The 18,457-nt window shown below is 48.7% G+C and carries 16 protein-coding genes; 6 read left to right on the forward strand and 10 right to left on the reverse strand.

Translation table 11 applies throughout. The annotated features are described in order from the left end of the window. Nucleotides 1–10: 10 nt before the first annotated feature. The 4 genes from ACJJIY_RS13875 to ACJJIY_RS13890 all read right to left on the reverse strand — a co-directional run bounded on the left by ACJJIY_RS13875 (nucleotide 11) and on the right by ACJJIY_RS13890 (nucleotide 3,960). Nucleotides 11–1,255 (reverse strand): capsular polysaccharide export protein, LipB/KpsS family, encoded by a 1,245-nt coding sequence (locus tag ACJJIY_RS13875; protein WP_444897719.1) that lies wholly within the window; start codon nucleotides 1,253–1,255, stop codon nucleotides 11–13. Beyond that, entirely contained in the window at nucleotides 1,255–1,959 is a 705-nt protein-coding gene (locus ACJJIY_RS13880; protein WP_444897718.1) for an ABC transporter ATP-binding protein, read from the reverse strand. The genes ACJJIY_RS13875 and ACJJIY_RS13880 overlap by 1 nt, the downstream gene beginning before the upstream one ends. Further along, nucleotides 1,956–2,675: an ABC transporter permease gene (locus ACJJIY_RS13885; RefSeq protein ID WP_445358112.1), complete on the reverse strand. Its 720-nt coding sequence runs from the start codon at nucleotides 2,673–2,675 to the stop codon at nucleotides 1,956–1,958. Before ACJJIY_RS13885 ends, ACJJIY_RS13880 begins: the two co-directional genes overlap by 4 nt. 61 nt (nucleotides 2,676–2,736) lie before the next feature. Further along, nucleotides 2,737–3,960 carry a glycosyltransferase gene (locus ACJJIY_RS13890; RefSeq protein ID WP_444898238.1) on the reverse strand — a complete coding sequence of 408 codons (1,224 nt, stop codon included), beginning with the start codon at nucleotides 3,958–3,960 and terminating at the stop codon, nucleotides 2,737–2,739. Between the two features lie 120 nt (nucleotides 3,961–4,080). Between ACJJIY_RS13890 and ACJJIY_RS13895 the strand changes: the two genes are divergently transcribed. The 6 genes from ACJJIY_RS13895 to ACJJIY_RS13920 all read left to right on the forward strand — a co-directional run bounded on the left by ACJJIY_RS13895 (nucleotide 4,081) and on the right by ACJJIY_RS13920 (nucleotide 10,873). Beyond that, nucleotides 4,081–5,199 (forward strand): glycosyltransferase, encoded by a 1,119-nt coding sequence (locus ACJJIY_RS13895; protein WP_445359672.1) that lies wholly within the window; start codon nucleotides 4,081–4,083, stop codon nucleotides 5,197–5,199. Between the two features lie 348 nt (nucleotides 5,200–5,547). Then, nucleotides 5,548–6,639 (forward strand): glycosyltransferase family 4 protein, encoded by a 1,092-nt coding sequence (locus tag ACJJIY_RS13900; RefSeq protein ID WP_444897715.1) that lies wholly within the window; start codon nucleotides 5,548–5,550, stop codon nucleotides 6,637–6,639. 359 nt (nucleotides 6,640–6,998) lie between these two features. Then, nucleotides 6,999–7,868 carry a glycosyltransferase family 2 protein gene (locus ACJJIY_RS13905; protein ID WP_444897714.1) on the forward strand — a complete coding sequence of 290 codons (870 nt, stop codon included), beginning with the start codon at nucleotides 6,999–7,001 and terminating at the stop codon, nucleotides 7,866–7,868. A 77-nt stretch (nucleotides 7,869–7,945) separates the two neighbouring features. After that, nucleotides 7,946–9,061 (forward strand): GDP-mannose 4,6-dehydratase, encoded by a 1,116-nt coding sequence (gmd, locus tag ACJJIY_RS13910; protein WP_444897713.1) that lies wholly within the window; start codon nucleotides 7,946–7,948, stop codon nucleotides 9,059–9,061. A 3-nt stretch (nucleotides 9,062–9,064) separates the two neighbouring features. After that, nucleotides 9,065–10,021 (forward strand): GDP-L-fucose synthase family protein, encoded by a 957-nt coding sequence (locus ACJJIY_RS13915; protein WP_444897712.1) that lies wholly within the window; start codon nucleotides 9,065–9,067, stop codon nucleotides 10,019–10,021. Between the two features lie 81 nt (nucleotides 10,022–10,102). Continuing rightward, nucleotides 10,103–10,873, forward strand: coding sequence for a glycosyltransferase family 2 protein (locus ACJJIY_RS13920; RefSeq protein ID WP_444897711.1), 771 nt, complete (start codon nucleotides 10,103–10,105; stop codon nucleotides 10,871–10,873). A 38-nt stretch (nucleotides 10,874–10,911) separates the two neighbouring features. On the opposite strand, the gene ACJJIY_RS13925 is transcribed toward ACJJIY_RS13920, so the two are convergent. The 6 genes from ACJJIY_RS13925 to ACJJIY_RS13950 all read right to left on the reverse strand — a co-directional run bounded on the left by ACJJIY_RS13925 (nucleotide 10,912) and on the right by ACJJIY_RS13950 (nucleotide 18,215). Next, the gene (locus tag ACJJIY_RS13925) at nucleotides 10,912–12,681 is read right to left on the reverse strand and encodes a BatD family protein (RefSeq protein ID WP_445358113.1); all 1,770 of its coding nucleotides are present in this window, start codon (nucleotides 12,679–12,681) and stop codon (nucleotides 10,912–10,914) included. After that, nucleotides 12,675–14,558: a VWA domain-containing protein gene (locus tag ACJJIY_RS13930; RefSeq protein ID WP_445359673.1), complete on the reverse strand. Its 1,884-nt coding sequence runs from the start codon at nucleotides 14,556–14,558 to the stop codon at nucleotides 12,675–12,677. Before ACJJIY_RS13930 ends, ACJJIY_RS13925 begins: the two co-directional genes overlap by 7 nt. Before the next feature lie 2 nt (nucleotides 14,559–14,560). Then, nucleotides 14,561–15,601, reverse strand: a complete 1,041-nt coding sequence (locus ACJJIY_RS13935; protein WP_444893491.1) for a vWA domain-containing protein — start codon at nucleotides 15,599–15,601, stop codon at nucleotides 14,561–14,563. Next, nucleotides 15,594–16,139 carry a DUF4381 domain-containing protein gene (locus tag ACJJIY_RS13940; protein ID WP_445358114.1) on the reverse strand — a complete coding sequence of 182 codons (546 nt, stop codon included), beginning with the start codon at nucleotides 16,137–16,139 and terminating at the stop codon, nucleotides 15,594–15,596. Before ACJJIY_RS13940 ends, ACJJIY_RS13935 begins: the two co-directional genes overlap by 8 nt. 127 nt (nucleotides 16,140–16,266) lie before the next feature. Then, entirely contained in the window at nucleotides 16,267–17,244 is a 978-nt protein-coding gene (locus tag ACJJIY_RS13945) for a DUF58 domain-containing protein (RefSeq protein WP_445358115.1), read from the reverse strand. Next, nucleotides 17,244–18,215: an AAA family ATPase gene (locus ACJJIY_RS13950; protein WP_282932305.1), complete on the reverse strand. Its 972-nt coding sequence runs from the start codon at nucleotides 18,213–18,215 to the stop codon at nucleotides 17,244–17,246. Before ACJJIY_RS13950 ends, ACJJIY_RS13945 begins: the two co-directional genes overlap by 1 nt. Nucleotides 18,216–18,457: the final 242 nt, after the last annotated feature.

Genomic DNA, 18,457 nt, shown 5'->3' on the forward strand with positions numbered 1-18,457 from the left:
TGCCGAAAAACTATAAACTATTAGTGCCTTTGGAGTTTTTGGTGCTAAGTTTATGGCGCTGATGTTGGTGTTCTAGGACCCTAATTAACTTTCTTTTTGCCCATACTTTAAGGGTAGCAAAAATAATGGCAGATAATGAGTAACCTGAGTATCTTTGATTTTTGAGTGCTGATCTTATGTTGGAAAATGAGGCTGTAGAAGAGATAAGGTCTTTTTGTTTGTGGAGGAGTAGGTGAAGAAGCTCTTCCTGCCTTTCAACTGAGTATTTGTGACGAGTGGGGATAATATCTTCCAAGTTCACCCTAATAATGGCATCACTACTTGAAAAAACTCCATCGCCTGCCGCATAAATAGGCTTCTCATATATCAATGATTCTAACAAAACAGTACTATTTATCCCTAAAATACAGTTAGATTTTGATATTAATTGGTGTAAGGGAGTTTCATTGTCGATTTTTATTCGGCTATTTTGGGGGAGTAGGTTATATGAGGGGCTTCGGTCAAGGGGGTGCTGGCGTGTAATAATATTTGTACTGGGATCTGTGTGAGATTCTGCCCATAGGAGAAAGTCTTTCATTGTAGAAAATGGGGAAAACTTTGTAATGTTCGTGTCTGTTTCTAATTGAAGCGGGATAAATATATACCCATTGTCAGATGTATTATTGTTCTCAAAATTTTTCCTGTATGATGATTTCCATAGAGCTATGTTTTGACGTTCTTCTAAGCTAATATCTCTGGGTTTTGTAATTGCTATTTCACTTTGTGCATTTACTCCAAGGGGGTCCTCATAGTACGTAACTGACTGTGGAAACCAGCCCGCTTCCAGGAACGAGAAAGTTTGCTTTGGGTTTATCTTGCGGGCGAGGTTTATAAAGTCCTGTTGATAATGCGTTAGGCCGTTCCAGATTATTATCTTTTGCGGTTTATAGCTTTCTAAAACTCTTTGGAAGTGATCAGTTCGATAGTGCTTTATATGTTCTTGGGTTTTTTGCGGATTCTCTAGGAATTGTTTTGCCAGGATTTTATCTCTGGGTACGACGGCGAAATCAAAACCACCAGTTGCGATTTTTGCCTTTATTATGTTTGTGCAATTGACGCTATGTGGGTGATTAATGTGGTTTCTGCTGAGAAGTTGTACCTCTTCTTCAACTAATAGCAAAATAGAATTTCCGAGTTCGGACTCTTTGTGTGCAATTGCCAATATTACATCTGCGCGCCGAATGTCTGGCATCGGTTCATATATTAGGGTGCGCATTACTTTTGTGACTCTTCATAAGCTGCCACTACAGTCTTGCTATCACCGTAGCGGGCTACAACACCATTTTCAATCCATAGGGCCTTATTGCAAAGTCGCTTTACAGTTTCTGAGGAATGAGAAACTAGGACTATAGTATCTCCTGAGGTGATTTTCTCTCTCATCACCGCCTCTGATTTTTTTCTGAATCTTGAATCCCCAACGGCCAGAATTTCATCAATGAGTAAGACGTCAGTTTTTAAGTGGATTGCTACGGCCATTCCAAGCCGCTGCTTCATGCCTGTAGAGTAGTTTTTGATTGGTTGATCAAAAAAAATTCCAAGCTCAGAGAATTCATCGATTTCATTGAGTTTGCTGACAATATGCTGCTTTTTTAAACCCATCATCATACCGCTGATGACGGCGTTTTGGCGGCCAGACAGGTGCTGATCATAGCCGACTGTCAAGGAGAGCAGCGCGGTTCTGTGACCGTGATTGACCACCTCCCCGCTATCTGGTTTGATAATGCCATTTAGCAGGCGAAGCAAGGTGCTTTTGCCTGCGCCATTTCGGCCGATAACCCCGAGCGAGTCGCCCTCATACAATTCGAAACTGATATCTTTTAGCGGACTATATACACTGGTAGCGCGAGTAAATGGAATTCCCGAGCGATAGGTCACCCGTACATTCTTGAGGCTGATAGCCGATTTCTTTCTTTCATTCATCGTTGCATTAATGCCCTGGCAAATACGGGGTTAAGTTTATTCATCAATAACCTGGCTAGCGTATAAAATGACAAAACTGCGCAGCCGTAAATCGCCAAATTGAATATATCGGGTGCTTGGTTATACATTAATATGTCACGATAACTTTGAATAATCCAGATCATCGGATTGTATGCGAGAATATCTTGAGCGCTTTCCGGAAGAGAGCTGACAGCATAGAGAATGCCCGAACCATACATGCCAAGCCGTAGCAGGTGGGGGATCAAATGGGATAAATCCGGTATAAATGGAATCAGCATGCTGGCGATCAGCCCGCAGGCATAGTTCAATAGAAACTGCACGCCTAAAATCAGCGGAAGGTAGATATAGCTTAATGTAGGGGGGTATCCCATTACCCAAAGACCAATCAGTAGCAGAGAAAAAACAATACTGAATTTGAAGGTGTCCATGACGATATTGATCGAGGGGAGTACCACCTTGGGGAAATTGACTTGGCTGATTAAGGCATGGTTTTGAGTGATCGCGGCAGAACAGTGACTGACACATTGGGCAAACCACTGCCAGACAACTAGTCCCACCAGTAGGAAGGGGATAAAATCTTCTGTTCCCCGTTGAAAGACAGCACCAAAAATAAAATAATAGATCGCCATTGAGAAAATTGGTTCTATGATCCACCAGAGGAAGCTCAAATAGGTTTTTGAAGCTTCGGATCTCAAATTACAGAGTGCCTTGTAGAAGACGATATCTCTATGGTGTTTTTTTAGGAAAATCACGGGATTACAATACTTTTTGGTATTCGGTTAATATTTCTTTCGACACTGCTTCGGAGGATAGCCCTAAAGTAGGGTAGCCTATTTTCGATATGTCTTTTTTTGCTACGTTTAGCAGTTCTCTCAGCCGCCTCACATCATCGACCGGGAATACGGCAGCTGGAGGAAGAAGTTCCGCGCAGCCTGGTATATTGGAGGCAAGAACGGGCTTTTTCCTAGCTGCTGCTTCAAGCAATACTTGCGGTTGATTTTCTGGTGAGTTACTAGGTATTACCAGGACATCCAGAGAGTCTAGAAATTCTTTGCTTTGCGGTTCGCTAAGTTCGCCAAAATACTGAGTATTTCCATAGGTGTTTAGGCACTGTTTTGCATATTTCTGAGCTGATGTTTTTCCAGCGACCCTGAGAGTTATTTTTGAGTCACCAAGGTCATTTAGTGCGTGGATAAGGGTATGCAGGCCTTTGTGTGGGGCAAGGGCCCCAAGAAACCCTACTACAAAGGAACTACTATTCGTTTGTCGAGAGCAGCTTGTTTCAAACCAAGTATTCGATAGACCTGCAGGGATGTAGTGGGTGTTGCTAAGTGAGAAGTATTCGCTTATAAGCCTCTGGCTTGTTTTTGAGAGGCAAATTACCCTTTTGGCTTTATTCAGGACTGAGATCAGTATTTTTTTACGATCTTTATCTTTTGGTTGGGCAGTAAATTGAGCATTCTTCAAATGCAGAATTTTGGCCATACAACCCCTGGCAGCAGGGAGCTGAGAGGCAGCTTTAACCAGTCTGTTAGGGTGTGTTTCCGCAATACATCGGAAGCAGGTTTCTTGCTCGGCAAAACCTGAGCAGAACTCGCCGGACTTAAGCGTCAATGTATGCTTTGGGCAGAGCCACCAGAAGTCGGTGATAGATATAAAGTAGGGAATCCCAAGCTTTTGAGCGGCATTTAGCAAATTAACACCAATATGGGCTGGATTTACCATATGCACTAAATCGGGTTTCAATTCCGTAAGGAGGTTTTGATAACTATCAATTGAGTCGCCTAGAGTGGTGCTCCAACCAAAAGTCGGAAGTTTGATTAGCTGAACCCCCCTTCCATCAATAAGAGAGTCATCGGTTATTATGCCTTCCGGGTCACCACCGGCAACCACGATATCACATCCCCGCCCACTTAAATCGCGAGCGAGGTTGCGAATATACTTTTCGGTTCCCTGATTATATCCGGGCCCGAATTGCATAGTACAGAACAGTATTCTCACATTGACACCGGGGTTACTGGAGCGGTTATCATACCCTAATACGTTATAAAACAATAGGTTATCTGTGGGGCTTTGGTCCCGCTGTTAAGTGAGTCTCCATTGATCCCCGAGCCTGAAATCCTACATTGCTATAGAACCTTTTATCCTGAATCTCAAGGGGGGGTCGAACAGGTAATCCTAGAAATTGCACGAAAAACAGACAAATGTGGCGTCCTGACCTTGGTGAATTCTCCCTTGCGCTTGAAGCTGAATGAGCGGTTTCCCGTGATTGCCCGAAGGCGCTGGTTTTCGGTTGCTTCGTGCTGTGTGGGGCCGGGGCTTTTCAGAGCTTTGTTTCGCTCAAAAGCCAAGTTGTTGCATTTTCATTTTCCCTGGCCATTCGGCGATCTGACTTATTTACTGGCTGGTAGGTCACGCCCGCTGGTGGTGACCTACCATTCCGATATCGTTAGACAGAGGCTGCTAGGTACTTTATATCGACCATTGATGTGCTGGTTCCTGGGGCGAGCAGATCGTATCGTGGCAACTTCATACAATTATGTGGAAACTAGCCCAGTTCTTGCCGCTTATCGGGACAAGGTAAAGGTAATACCCCTAGGGGTTTCTGAGCAGGGATATCCTGAGCCCTCGAAGAAGTCTTTGGTGAATATTGAGATGAAGTACGGCAAGAATTTTATGTTGTTTGTCGGTGTGCTCAGGTATTACAAAGGGCTGGAATATCTAATCCGGGCCGCCGCAAATCAGCCTTATCGTGTTGTTATTGCAGGTAAGGGCCCTGAGGCTAATCGCTTAAAATCCCTGGCGGACAAACTCGGAGCAAGTAACATATATTTTGCTGGATTTGTCAGTGATGAACAGAAAGTGGCGCTAATGAAATTATGCCGAGCAGTGGTTTTCCCCTCTCATTTGCGCTCGGAGGCTTTCGGAGTAACTTTGATTGAAGGGTTGATGAATAGTAAGCCCCTTATCTCCTGTGAAATTGGCACTGGGACCAGTTTTGTTAACCAGAATGGGGAAACAGGGTATGTCGTGAAGGCGGCTGACCATCTCGCACTGCGTAAAGCGATGAATAGTTTATGGTCCGACCCTGTGAAAGCAGAGGAGATGGGACGCGCCGGTCGTTGTCGTTACGAGAGGTTATTTACGGCTGACAAAATGGCCGCTGCTTATCATCAGCTCTATCGGGACGTTCTCTTGGAGAGGGGCCTGGTGGATTAGTGGCCAGAAGGGTGGTAGATGCCCGACGACTTTCGATTCCTGCCAGGGTGATTGGGCGTTACATTCCTGCTACCTTGGGTTGAATGCTGAGGCACAAGCTCTTTTGATATCTATGCAATCATACGTGGCTCCTAGTCGATCTTAAGTCTCTCATGTAATCCCTCGGCCTATAGCGAGGCACGCAGAGAGGCCATGATAAATGATAAGACTTGAGCTATGGAGCATGCCTTCCCTCGGCGTGATGAGGTTCAGTTCAAAGGGGGGGGCACGCTGCTTATCAAGAGCTTTGCCGAAGATTGCTTGGGTGTGATGTAGATAGTGCTGTGACTGAGTTGAATAGGAATTCCAATGCTTAGGATAGGGGTTGATGCCAGGCCGCTTTCAGTTACCACCACTGGGATTGGCCGTTACACAGAGGCACTTATTGAGCGCATGCTGAAGAGTGGGCATCATTGGTTTCTGTATAGCGACGCCCCCCTCCCGGATCGGTTTTCTAAGGCTGAGAACGTGTTTGTACGTTCAGGGAAGGTAGGGCGCAAATCCCTGGGAACATTTTTTGCTCAAGCCTTCTTTCCGTCTTGGGCCAAGCGTGATGGTGTACAGGTCTTTTGGTCCCCTAGGCATCATTTACCACTGATGATGCCGTCTTCGGTAAGCCGGGTTGTGACGATTCACGACGTGGTTTGGGCGCGCTTTCCTGAAACTATGTCTGTATTTGGTAAACACCTAGAGCGTGGGTTGATGCCCCCTTCGGTAAACTCGGCGCAAACGGTGATAGCGGTATCAGCATTTACCGCCGATGAGCTCACAGAGTTAATGCCAAAGTCTGTGGGTAAGACCGTTGTTATTCCTGAAGCACCTTTCTTGGGAAATACTGACGACCGCATTGATGGGGAGTATTTCCTTTTCGTCGGTACCCTGGAGCCCCGGAAAAATTTGGAGCGCCTGCTGGCCGCATATCGAGCTTACTTGGATATGGCTACTCAAGGAGCATTGCCGCTTTATATTTGCGGTGGGCAAGGCTGGGGGCTGCCTCGATTAAGTGAAGTTATTGAGGGGTTGGGTTTAAGGGAAATGGTAAAGGTGCGGGGTTATGTGCCTGATCACGAGTTAAGTGGCTTGTATCATAATGCCAGAGCTTTACTAATCCCTTCGATTTATGAGGGGTTTGGGCTGCCTATTGTTGAGGCATTTTCGCAGAACACGCCGGTTTTGACCTCTAATACTGGAGCTATGCGGGAGGTGGCTGGAGACGGAGCTATTTTAGTCGACCCTCTTTCGGTTTCTAGCATGGCTAATGGTATCCATCAGCTGCATTCAGATTTGGATTTGGTCCGTAGCCTTCAGGAATCTGCATGCGCTCGGGTAAAAGAGTTTTCTTGGGATCGAGCAGCGGAAGCCACCTTGAAGGTGTTGGAGGAGGCTGCTATCAACGGGTAGCTGGCTTTGGTTCATCTTTTTATAGCGCTAGCTTCTACATCATTTTCTTTTCGGGCGGGTCTCTGGCTATTCCCTGAAGTAAGTTTGTGTTCTGCGGTTTCAAGGTTGTGGTGCTTTAAGCCTTATCCAAATTTATTTTCTCATTGATTGTTTCGGTCTTCCCTTAAGGTTGCCTGGTTCTAACTACCCTGGCTGCTGTCGAAATTCCCATCTATCTCTCTCCTGATCCAGTTGTTGAAATCCCCGCCCATCCTGTTTGTTGGTCAATGTTGTAGGTTGCTAATTCCAAGTGTTGTGCTAATCGTTTAGTCAGTGCGTGATGATTCAAATGTCTAACAATATCTGCAATTGGTGCTGCTATGCGGGTTAAATTTTCCGTGATTGTTCCGGTCTATCAGCAGTGGCACTTCATTGAGGAGTTGGTTTGTTGCTTGGAGTCTCAAGTCATTTCAAAAGACCTTTTTGAGCTTGTACTGATATCAAACGACGGGAATTCTCCATCCTTTTTAGGGGGGGGAAGCTTCCAGGTTAAGAGAGGAAAGTGCAAAAAGCCTGGATCTTATGCGGCAAGAAACAGAGGGGCAGAGATAGCTGAAGGAGATTGGCTTATATTTACGGATGCTGATTGCCTGCCGGATTCAAAGTGGATAGCCGGAATTGATAGGGCGGTTGGGTGTTGGGGAGGGAGTGTAAAGTTATTTGCCGGTGATGTGCGAAGTCAAAAGCAACATGGATTTTCCAATATCTATGAAGTCTATGACTTTATGAGAGGGATACCACAAGAGGTTTACGTATCTGCAGGAGTTGCGGCTACAGCAAATATGGTAGTTGATCGGTTTTTGTTCCTGAAGTTTGGCGGCTTTAGTGAGAATTCCTTTTCGAGTGGTGATTTTGAGTTTTGCAGAAGGTTGAGGGTGGGAGGGTATCAAGTTTTATTTCTGAAATCTGCTTTTGTTCATCATCGAGTTAGATGCTCCTGGCAATCTGTAGCGACAAAAGCAAGGCGGATAAAGGGAGGGCAGTTTTTCCTCTCTAAAGGGGCCGGGAGGTTTAAGCTGATCCTATATACCCTTCTTCCGCCGGTAAGGTCGGTCGTATTTTTTTGGCGGAAAAGGGAAATTTATATTGGTTATAGATTGTTGGCAACTTTCGTTCAGATAAGGTTGTGGGGGGTTGAAATACGGGAGATGGCTCGCTTGATGTTAGGGGCGAAACCTGAGCGACATTGATCTTTGTAAATGTTTGGACGGTATTGGATGTGGAGAGGTGGTGCGCTTGTATACCAATAATTCTAACAGGCTGAGACATGAAAAAAGCATTAATAACCGGTGTAACAGGCCAGGATGGCTCTTATTTAGCTGAATTTCTATTGGCGAAAGGGTACGAGGTTCATGGAGTTAAAAGAAGGTCCTCTTCATTTAATACGAGCCGCATAGATCACTTGTACCAAGGGCCGCAAGATGATAGTAGAAGGTTTGTTCTTCACTATGGAGACCTTACCGATACGAGCAATTTGACCCGAATTCTTCAGGAGGTGCGACCTGATGAAATCTATAATTTGGGTGCTCAGTCACATGTTGCGGTCAGTTTTGAATGCCCTGAATATACTGCAAATGTGAACGGGCTTGGAACCCTCAGAATACTTGAGGGGATGCGTCTTCTGGGGCTGGATAAAACCAGGTTTTACCAAGCCTCAACATCGGAGCTTTACGGTGCTGCCAAAGCTTCCCCTCAGAATGAAAACACTCCTTTTTACCCCCGCTCTCCATACTCAATTGCAAAATTGTTTGCCTATTGGACTGTGGTCAATTTCCGTGAGGCCTATGGCTTATATGCTTGCAATGGGATCTTATTTAATCACGAGTCATCACGGCGTGGTGAAACTTTTGTTACCCGAAAAATAACCCGGGGTTTGGCAAATGTTGCCCAAGGTTTAGAGCGTTGCCTGTATTTGGGGGAGCTGAATGCACTGAGGGACTGGGGTCATGCTAGAGACTATGTTGAAATGCAATGGTTGATGTTGCAGCAAGAAAGTCCTAAGGATTTTATCATCTCTACAGGGCTGCAATACTCCGTTAGGGATTTTGTTCGTAATTGTGCTCAAGAGTTGGGGATAGCGATAGAGTTTCATGGAGAGGGGCAGAAAGAAGTAGGTGTTGTTGCTTCAATTGTGGGAGAAGATGCTCCAGCAGTTAAATGTGGAGATGTAATTGTTAAAGTGGACTCTCGTTATTTTCGCCCGACAGAGGTGGTGTCACTAATAGGTGACGCCTCATTGGCTCGGCAAGAACTGGGGTGGGCACCTAAAACAACCTTGAAAGATTTAGTTGGGGAGATGGTTAAGTATGATTTGAGGGAAGCGAAGCGGAATTTGTTGTTGGCTGGGAATGGTTATCGCACTGAGCCTATTTTTGAGGAGTAGTTAGTGAAATACTCCCAGAGAGTTTTTGTCGCAGGTCATCGGGGCATGGTTGGTTCGGCATTAATTCAGAGGCTGAGACCGCTAAAAAACTGTGAAGTCATTACTTGCCCTCGAGATTCGCTGGACTTGACAGATGCTGATGCTGTTTCTGATTTTTTTAATTCGGAGTCGATTGATACTGTTTATTTGGCTGCGGCAAAAGTGGGGGGCATATTGGCGAATAGCATGCTCCCAGCTGATTTTATTTACCAGAATCTGATGATTCAGTGCAATGTAATCCATCAGGCTCACAAGGCCGATATCCAAAATTTGCTGTTTATTGGGTCGTCTTGTATTTATCCAAGGGATTCCCCCCAGCCGATACGGGAGCAGGACCTGCTTGGGGGCAGGTTGGAGACGACTAACGAGCCTTACGCTATTGCTAAGATTGCCGGAATTAAGTTGTGCGAGTCGTACTCAAGGCAGTATGGACGTAACTATCGCAGTGTTATGCCGACAAACCTTTATGGTCCACATGATAACTTTGACTCTGCAAATTCACACGTTATCCCTGCATTAATACATCGTTTCCATAAGGCCAAAAATGAAGGGGTGCAGAATGTCAGGATTTGGGGGAGTGGTGATGTTCGACGAGAATTTCTGTATGTAGAGGATATGGTTGATGCGTTGGTGTTTGTAATGGGTTTGGAAGATCGAGTATATCGATCCGTGACAGAGCCTATGTGCTCCCACTTAAATGTGGGTACTGGGGTGGATTGCACTGTTAAGGAGCTGGCTTATTTAACCGCCGGGATCATTGGGTTTGAGGGAAATATTACATTTGACAGGTCAATGCCTGATGGTGTGCCGCGGAAGTTGCTAGACACCTCAAAGCTATCGAAGTTGGGGTGGGATTCCCAGACTTCCTTGGGGGTAGGGTTAAAGAAAACATACGACTGGTATAGAAGTATTTTACGTTGATCGAATGTCAGATATTGTAATTTGTACTAAAGTTCTCAAGAGAGGTTTTACTTTTCACGAAACGACAACTTGAGACTTTTTGTGATAAAAATAAGCCTGATAACGGTTTGTCTAAATAGTGCTGACACCATTCGCGACACAATACTATCCGTGTTGGCTCAAGATTATGCAAATATTGAGCATATAATTATTGATGGTGGCTCTACTGATGGAACGCTAGAGATAATATCTGAGTTTAAAGACCAAGTCGCGGCAGTTGTGTCTGAAAAAGACTCAGGTATTTATGATGCTATGAATAAAGGCATATGCCTGGCGTCTGGCGATATAGTCGGCACAATTAACTCTGATGATGTCTATTCTGATAGTCGTGTAATTTCAAATGTTGTTAATGAATTTTTAGTTTCGGGAGCCCAATCTGTCTATGCAGACCTGGAGATTGTGGCTCGCAATAACTTAAGCCAAAGAGTGCGTTTTTATGGCTCCAGTAAATTTAGGGTGTCTAAATTTCGCTGGGGCTGGATGCCACCCCACCCTACATTTTTTGTACGGCGTGACTGTTATAAAAAGCTAGGTTTATATAAAACCAACTACCGTGTTGCAGCAGATTTTGAATTGCTAGCTCGTTTTCTTCATCGGGATAAAATCAGCTTCAGGCGCTTGCCAAAATGTATTGTGAAAATGCGTGAAGGGGGTGTTAGTTCCCAGGGCGTTTGGGGGCGGATTCATCAAAATCTGGAAATTGTTAGGGCTTGCAAAGAAAATCATATCTACACAAACTTTTTCCTGATTCTATTTAAAGTACCTCTTAAACTGCTCGAATACACAGGAATTGGCCTTACCCATAGGCGGTGAAGGCCAACCTTTCCCTGTTTGATTTGAAGTGGCTCCTGTTAAGAGAACAGTGAGGGCAGGGCGCTATCCGTTTCACTGGGTTCACTTTCAGGTTTCGCGTTCACTAGTAAGTCGACTATTGCTTTCACCTTATTGATGTCCAAAGGACTAGCCGGTGACTTGTAAATAGCGGCGTCCAGAACTGCTTGGAGCTGATCCAGCTCGGGGATGTTCAGTTGCCTCGCGGTCGCAGCCAAGCTCTTCCCATTTACTTGCGGCCACTTTGCAGCAAGCCACTTTAAAGTGGCTTGCTGGATATGGATGGGATTCTCACTCTCCAGAGCTTTTTTAAGGGCACGGGTTTCACGTTGTAAGTCGGGAGCCTGGATGTGGTTGCTCGGTATTTGTTGGGCGGGTTTGCGCCTCTGAAAGAAAAAGTACAGCACCCACAGTAAGTGAGAGGCAATCGCGATAATAGCCAGGTTGCGCCAAAAATGGCTCACCGTACCGACTTGTTCAGTGGGTGTAGCTGACTGAGGTACTTTGGCACTGGTTTCATTGTCGCTGGTTACTGCAGCAGCAGTACCGGAAACTGAGAAGCGGAATGCCGGTAGTTGAGTGGTGCGTTGTCGTTGGCTTTTTGTATCCCACCAGGTCACAGTGACGGGAGGAAGCTCGTAGTCCCCGGGTTGTGTAGCCACAATCGCGGTTGTCTCAATACGGCTTCCGGTAACGCCGTTGGGCCCAACCTGGTCTTCTTGTTGCGGTTGATCGGGGTAAGTTTTAAGGCCATCCACGTTGAGTTTGGGAAGTGGGGGCAACTGTGCGGCCCTGAGCCCTTCGGCACGTACGGTAAGAATTCGGGTAATAGGTTCGCCTACGGCAAAGGTGTCCGGGTCCTGGCTCCAGCTTTGAACAATGCCGAGACTGGCAGCGGGCAGCCATTGGCTGCCAGAGTAGTCAGCGGGTTTTGGCAGCACTTCGATAGACTTCTCCTGGGAGCGAAGTCGAAGCCTTTGGCTGTTGCGATTAAATAGGGAGAAGGGGTCCCTGCGCCCAGCGATGGCCACGTAGGTTAGTGCGGGAATGCTGAGCTTGCCTGAGCTATCTGGGAAAACGGCGTAGGTAACTTCGTAAACCGCATGGCTCACATCATTGAGCTTGCGCTCATATCGCTGCTCATCGACTTTTTCTGCATGAGCGCCGGCAACCTTGAGAGGCTCTGTTGCGATATCGTGTAAGCCGATAGTGGTGTACAGGCGAATTTTTACCAGCAGTTGCTCTTGGACATATACCTTTTCCTTGTCGAGTGTTACTTCCAGAAAAGCCTGCTTTTCACCGCCGTTAGGTCCACTTTGCGCTCCGGTGACCGTGACGGGAACCGCATCGGAAACCTCTCCTTGATAGTTAAAAGAGGGGATAAACAGTTTGCCTTCCCGTTTGGGGGCTAGCGCCAGTACCCACTCGACAAAACTCTCTGCACGGCCATTGATAACGCGATACTGGTTGGACTGTTGGCGTGAGAGAATATCGAAATCCTGTTCCAACAAGTCAAAGTCCGGTTGTCCACCACTTTTGTCTCCTGAATAGCGCACACGTAAATTGACTGTCTCATCAATTCCAATCTTATCTCTATCGACCGTTGCGCTGAGATCGCTTGCTAAAACCGGTGTCGACAGACAAAGTGCTATTGCAAGAAGTAGCAAAGCGAAGGCGTGGCTGAGTGGGAGGCTCCAAAGTTTTATTCGGTTGTTAATGATTGCGTCCATAGGCATTTTTGAAATCAGTGTCCTTGAATCCAGCGACATTGTTCTACTGTTCTTTACCATCTTTGTGTCGCCCCATTTTCCGGTGGCTCCCACTCTCCGCTGCGATAGGCACGGCGCCTTTGCAGGCTCTCGTATTTGAACTTCTCGCGCATCAGGCCGGCTGGATCATCGGGAATTTGACGGAGCCATTGGTCCAGGGCTTGTTGGGTTTCCTGGTCGAGTGGGCTTTCTTCAGCGCCAGTAGGTTGCGATTCCCCTTGCTGCGGCTGTTCTTCACCCTGTTGTTCGCCTTGCTGTTGTTGTTCGCTCTCCTGCTCTTCCTGGCCCTTTTCTTGGGAGCCCTGCTGCTCCTCACCTTGAGGCTGTTGCTCAGAGGACTCTGGTGAACCAGAGGGCTGTTGATTATTGCGCTGTTGTTGCTGCTCGCTGGACTGCTGTTCGTTGTTCTTAGCTTGCTGCTCTTGGTTTTGCTGTTGTTCCTGGCTCTGCTGCTGGCCCTGCTGGTTCTGTTCCTGCTCGCTTTGCTGTTGTTCACCGGACTGCTGTTGGGATTGCTGCTGTTTTTCTTGCAACTCTTTCAGCTTTTCAGCAATTTCCCGATTGTGCTCGGCATCGGCAAACTCGGGCTGCTTTTGCAGGGCTTCATCGTAAGCTTCGATAGCTTTATCGTAGTCCCCCTGTTGCACCAGGCTGTTGCCAAGATTGTACAAGCTCTGTGAATTATTACGTTGGGCGAAATTTTCCTGGGCCTCTGCGTAATTGCCTGCGCGATAGTTGGCAGTGCCTTTCCATTCGGGATTGTGAAATTCTTGCGCGGCCTCTGCCGGCTGTCCCTCTTCTAATAGGCGCTGGCCCTGCTGGTCTTTGCGTTGCCATAAATCCTGCCACTCAATAGCCTGGCTTTCACTTGAAATCCCAGTTAGCAACAGTAAGGGCAGGGCGCATGCCAGAGCTCCCCGACGGAAGAGTAGGGCTGCAAAAGGTAGTATTAAAAGGAGTAATAGCGGCCCTTCATCCCGCCATTGGTCGAACTCCCTTTCAGTGAGCTGCGCTTGTTGCGGGCTGTCAGTTTGAGGTAGTAAATAGTCGATATCGCTGTCATTTACCGTAATTTTGGCAAAACGCCCTCCGCTGGACTGGGCGAGCTGGCGAAGCTCAGCGGCATTGAAATTGGAGATGACGATGGCCCCTTTACTATCGGTCACAAATCCACCGGTATTTCCCCTAGGGATGGGGCTGCCCTCGCCGCTGCCCACGGCGAGTATGCTCATCTCGACTTTTGCGTTGGATAGAGCTTTGGCGACCTCATCGGCGGCCATTGAGTCTATGCCGTCGGTAACGGCAAGTAATTGCCCGCGCCCAGCAGCTCCGTCCTTTAACAGGCGAATTCCTGTATCGACGGCCATTTCGATATTGCTGCCGGGGACTGGCATGATTGAGGGCGATAACGCGGGTACCAGATTGGCGATAGTAGCCGTGTCCTCGGTAAGAGGGGTGACGACATGGGCTTCTCCGGCATAGGCGACGAGCGCGGTGAGGCCGTCTTTTCTCTGGCGCAAAATATCCAAAATTTTAAGGCGGGCGCGGGTTAGTCGATTGGGTGAGAGATCTGTCGCCATCATGGACGGTGACAAGTCTAGCAGTATGACCAGGGCATCCTGGTTGCTGTACACCGGGATTGGCAGCTTGCGCCAGGCAGGGCCCGCCAGAGCGATAATCATCGCGACCAGCAGCGCAAATATTAATGCGAATAACCAGGGTCTTTTACTGCCACCGCGCAGTAGAAGGTGAGGCAGCAGATCTGGGTCTATGACCTTTTGCAGTTGAGCGCTGTTGAGCACCATCTTTGCCAACCCCCAGCAGAGTAGTGCTGCGGGAATTAGCAGCCACAGAACCCCAGGGCGCAAGAAGTGGAAGGATTGGATTAGGTCGAGCATATTCACTGGGCTTGACCTCCATTGTTACGACTTAACTCTTCTCGTCTGGCAGGGAGCTGAAAATTGCTCGCCAGGGGAATTAGGGCCCAAATTCCAGCCAGTAGTAGGGCGATACTAAGGGGCCAGGTGAACAGGGACTTCATGGGGCGGTAACTTTCCGCTTCCTGTTCGACAGGCTCTAACTTATCCAGTTCGGCATAGATTTCTGCCAGCTCTTGCGGGTTGTGGGCGCGGAAATAGCGGCCCCCGGTTTTATCGGCGATTTCCTTGAGGGTCTTGCTGTCGAGGTCTCGCGAAGGGTTAATTCTGCGGCTGCCAAAACGGCTCCCCAGAAGACCGGGTTGAACCATTTCGTCGGCACCTACACCGATGGTGTAAACCGTAATGCCCGCTTGTTGTGCCAGTTCGGCAGCTTTGAGAGGGGAGACTTCCCCCGCAGTGTTGGCGCCATCGGTGAGGAGTATCAGCACGCGTTGCTCTGCGGGGCGTTGGGTCAGGCGTTTGACCGATAGCCCAATGGCATCGCCGATGGCAGTTCCCTGTCCAGCAAAGCCGATCTGGGCCTCTTTTAGTAGAGTTTCTACCGTCTCCCTGTCGTAAGTGAGTGGGGCTTGCAGGTAGGCGCGAGTCCCAAACAATACCAACCCCAAACGGTCACCTTTACGCCGTTCAACAAAGTCACCAACCACCTGTTTTACTGCATTGATACGCATCGCCGGTCGGCCATTAATTACCATATCGGGCGTTTCCATGCTGCCTGAAATATCTACGGCAATAAGGAGATCCCTTGCGCTGCTGGGTTGAGATATCGGCTCCCCATACCACCGGGGACGGGCTGCGGCGCTGATTAAAAGCAGCCAGATCAGAATCAGCAAAAAGAGATTGAGCAGATTGCTTTGTTCGCCGCCGCCGCGTTGGGATAGCTCAGAATAAAATGGCACCTTCAGGGCGCTGCTCATGGGTTTGGAGCGGGGTAGCAGCCAGCGAGCGAGTAGCGGGAGTGGGGCTAAAAAGAAAACCCATGGCCAGGCGAATTCAAACATGCGCGGCCTCCCCGCCTTGGTGTTGCGGGCTGTTTTTGGTGGGTTGTCCGTGCTGCTTCACCCACAAAATGGCATATTCCTGTAGCGCTCGGTTTTTGTCTGGGTCACAGCTGCCACGATAGAGGTTTTCGACGAGTGCTTGTTGCGCATCAGAGGGGCACTCGAGTGGGGCTGACTTTTTCAGGAATTCGACCCATGCTGTGCCGATAAGATTGCCGCACTCTGTGCGACTGTATGTTGTAACTGCCACTCGCTTAAGTATTTCATTAATTTCTGGAACTGCATCCACCTCCTCAGTATTTACTGCGGCGAGCAGTGAGGCTGCTTCGACACGATAGCGATTGCGTTCAATTTTTTTGCGCCGCTGCCGCCACCATAGGGCAGCGGCGGCCACACAGACAAGAATTAATACGGCCAACATCCACCAGCCTGGAGCGGGTGGCCACCAATTAACCGCATTGGGCTCTTGTATATCGCGGAGTTGCGATAACAGTTCCTGGGCCTCGGGCGAAGGCGCTTGCGGTGTTGGGGATTGCATTTGTTTTGCCAGAAGACTTCCTTTTATCACGACTGGCCCTCAATTAAATTGCCAGTGCGTTTTGCCTTCGCTCCTTGGTTCGCCAAAACACTGGCGACTAGCTTTTTCTGCACTTTCAAACTCATTACTACTTGGGCCTTCTCGCATTTTGCCAGCCATTATTTCTTTGCCGCGAGCCGTAGACGGACATCAGTGCTGGAATAAGCGGTTGGGTGTTATCAAAGTCCAGCAGCGGCAGCCGATAACGCCGGCACAGTTGTTCAACCTCGGCGCGGGCTCGGGCTTGCTTTTCGGCAAAATGTTCGTGTACCGGCCGATTGCCGGCATGAAGAAATGTGCGCTGGCGACCGTCAGATATAGTGAGGGATTGGCCGGGCAGATGTTGCTCCAGCGGGTCCGATACCCTCAGCACCTGGAGGTCGGCATGGCGGGATAAAAGATAGAGTGGCTGTGAGCAGCTCTCGTCGAGATCGTGACAATCACTGATTAAAAAGAGTGCACTTCCAGGGCGTGCGATTCTTCGCGCTTCCTCAAGTAATGTTTTCAGCGTTTGGCTGCCCTGTTCGGGGATGGGGCTGCTCAGTTCCGCAGCGCGGGCAACCGTACTGTGAATCATCGAAAGTACGGCGTGGTGGCTGCGGCGCGGACGCACTGTGTCTATTTCCCGGTCGGAGAAAAGCAATGCCCCGATCCGATCGCTGTGCTGTAAACCAGCCCAACCCAGCGCTGCCGCAATGCCGCTGGCCGTCACCGATTTAAATGCCCTTTGGCTGCCAAAAAACATCGGCGAGCGCAAATCCAACAGGATAACTACCGGGCGTTCGCGCTCCTCTTGGTAAAGTTTGGTGTGGGTTTGGCCGGTTCGAGCTGTTACGCGCCAGTCAATGGAGCGCACATCATCGCCGGCCTGGTAGTTCCGCACTTCCTCAAAATTCATGCCGCGGCCGCGATAGCGAGTGAGCAGGCTGCCGGCCTGATCACTGCGGGCCAGGCGCGGTTTGAATAATTGCAGCTGCCGTGCGGCGTAGCGCATTTGCACCAACGGCGTTACTTCGGGATAAGCCCCGCGCAGTTCGAGCTCAGTTGGGGATGCTTCAGCGGACATCAGATCGCAGGCACCTGTTGAAGTAATCGCTCAATTACCTGGTCGGTAGTAATTCCCGCCGCTTCCGCCTCAAAACTCAACAGGAGTCGGTGGCGTAAAATATCGGGAGCGACATTCATCACATCATCCGGGGTGACGTAGTCGCGCCCGGCGAGCCAGGCGTGAGCGCGCGCGCAGCGATCCAATGCAATTGTTGCTCTCGGACTTGCACCAAAATCTAGCCATGACGCCAGCTCGCTGTCATACTTCGCCGGCTCGCGAGTAGCAATGACAAGTTGGACAGTATAGGTTTCCACGGCCTCAACCATCTGCATTTCCAGAATTTGGTTGCGCGCCTGAAGAATGGTTTCTTGGCTGATAATTTCAGTGGGGCGATTTTCGCCAAGGCTAGCCTCGGATCTGGCCAGGCGCAGGATTTTTGCTTCCGCCTCCGCATTGGGATAGGCAAGATTTACCTGCATTAGGAATCTATCTAATTGTGCCTCTGGCAGAGGATAAGTCCCTTCCTGCTCAATAGGGTTTTGGGTAGCCATTACCAAAAATAACTGGGGAAGGGGATAAGTTTTTCGGCCGACACTGATCTGCCGTTCTGCCATAGCTTCGAGCAGCGCCGACTGAACTTTGGCTGGCGCGCGGTTAATCTCATCGGCCAGTATCAGGTTGTGAAACACTGGACCTGGTTGAAAATGGAACTCTCCGGTTTCCGGCCGGTAAATGTCGGTGCCGGTAATATCCGCCGGAAGCAGATCTGGCGTAAATTGAACGCGATGGAAGTCACCCTCAATAGCTTCGCCCAGTGTTTTAATGGCCTTGGTTTTGGCCAGGCCTGGCGCTCCCTCCACCAAAAGGTGGCCATCGGCCAGCATGGCGATCAGCAATCGGTTAACCAATCTCTCTTGACCGATAATCTGCTCTTCCAACCAATCGCCCAAAGCGGCGATATGATCCCTAATAGTCTGGTTTGCTTCCATAGTATCTCTTCTTCTGAGAATTTAGCCGCCGCACGGACCTGGCTGGCTTTCTACCATCTATATATAGTCGCCGCCGAGAAGGTGACGACTGATGATTTTAGCGGCACCAAATGAAGAGGCAACTCTTGAGACGTAGGCCTCTGCCGAGCCGACTAGATTCTGAGGTGGAATGGACTTCTCCTCACTGTCTGACTGAAAGTGTAATTTTTAGGACTCGACCCTGCAGCTGCGTATGGGCTGAG

The organism is Microbulbifer maximicatervae (SeqCode), assembly GCF_052468155.1.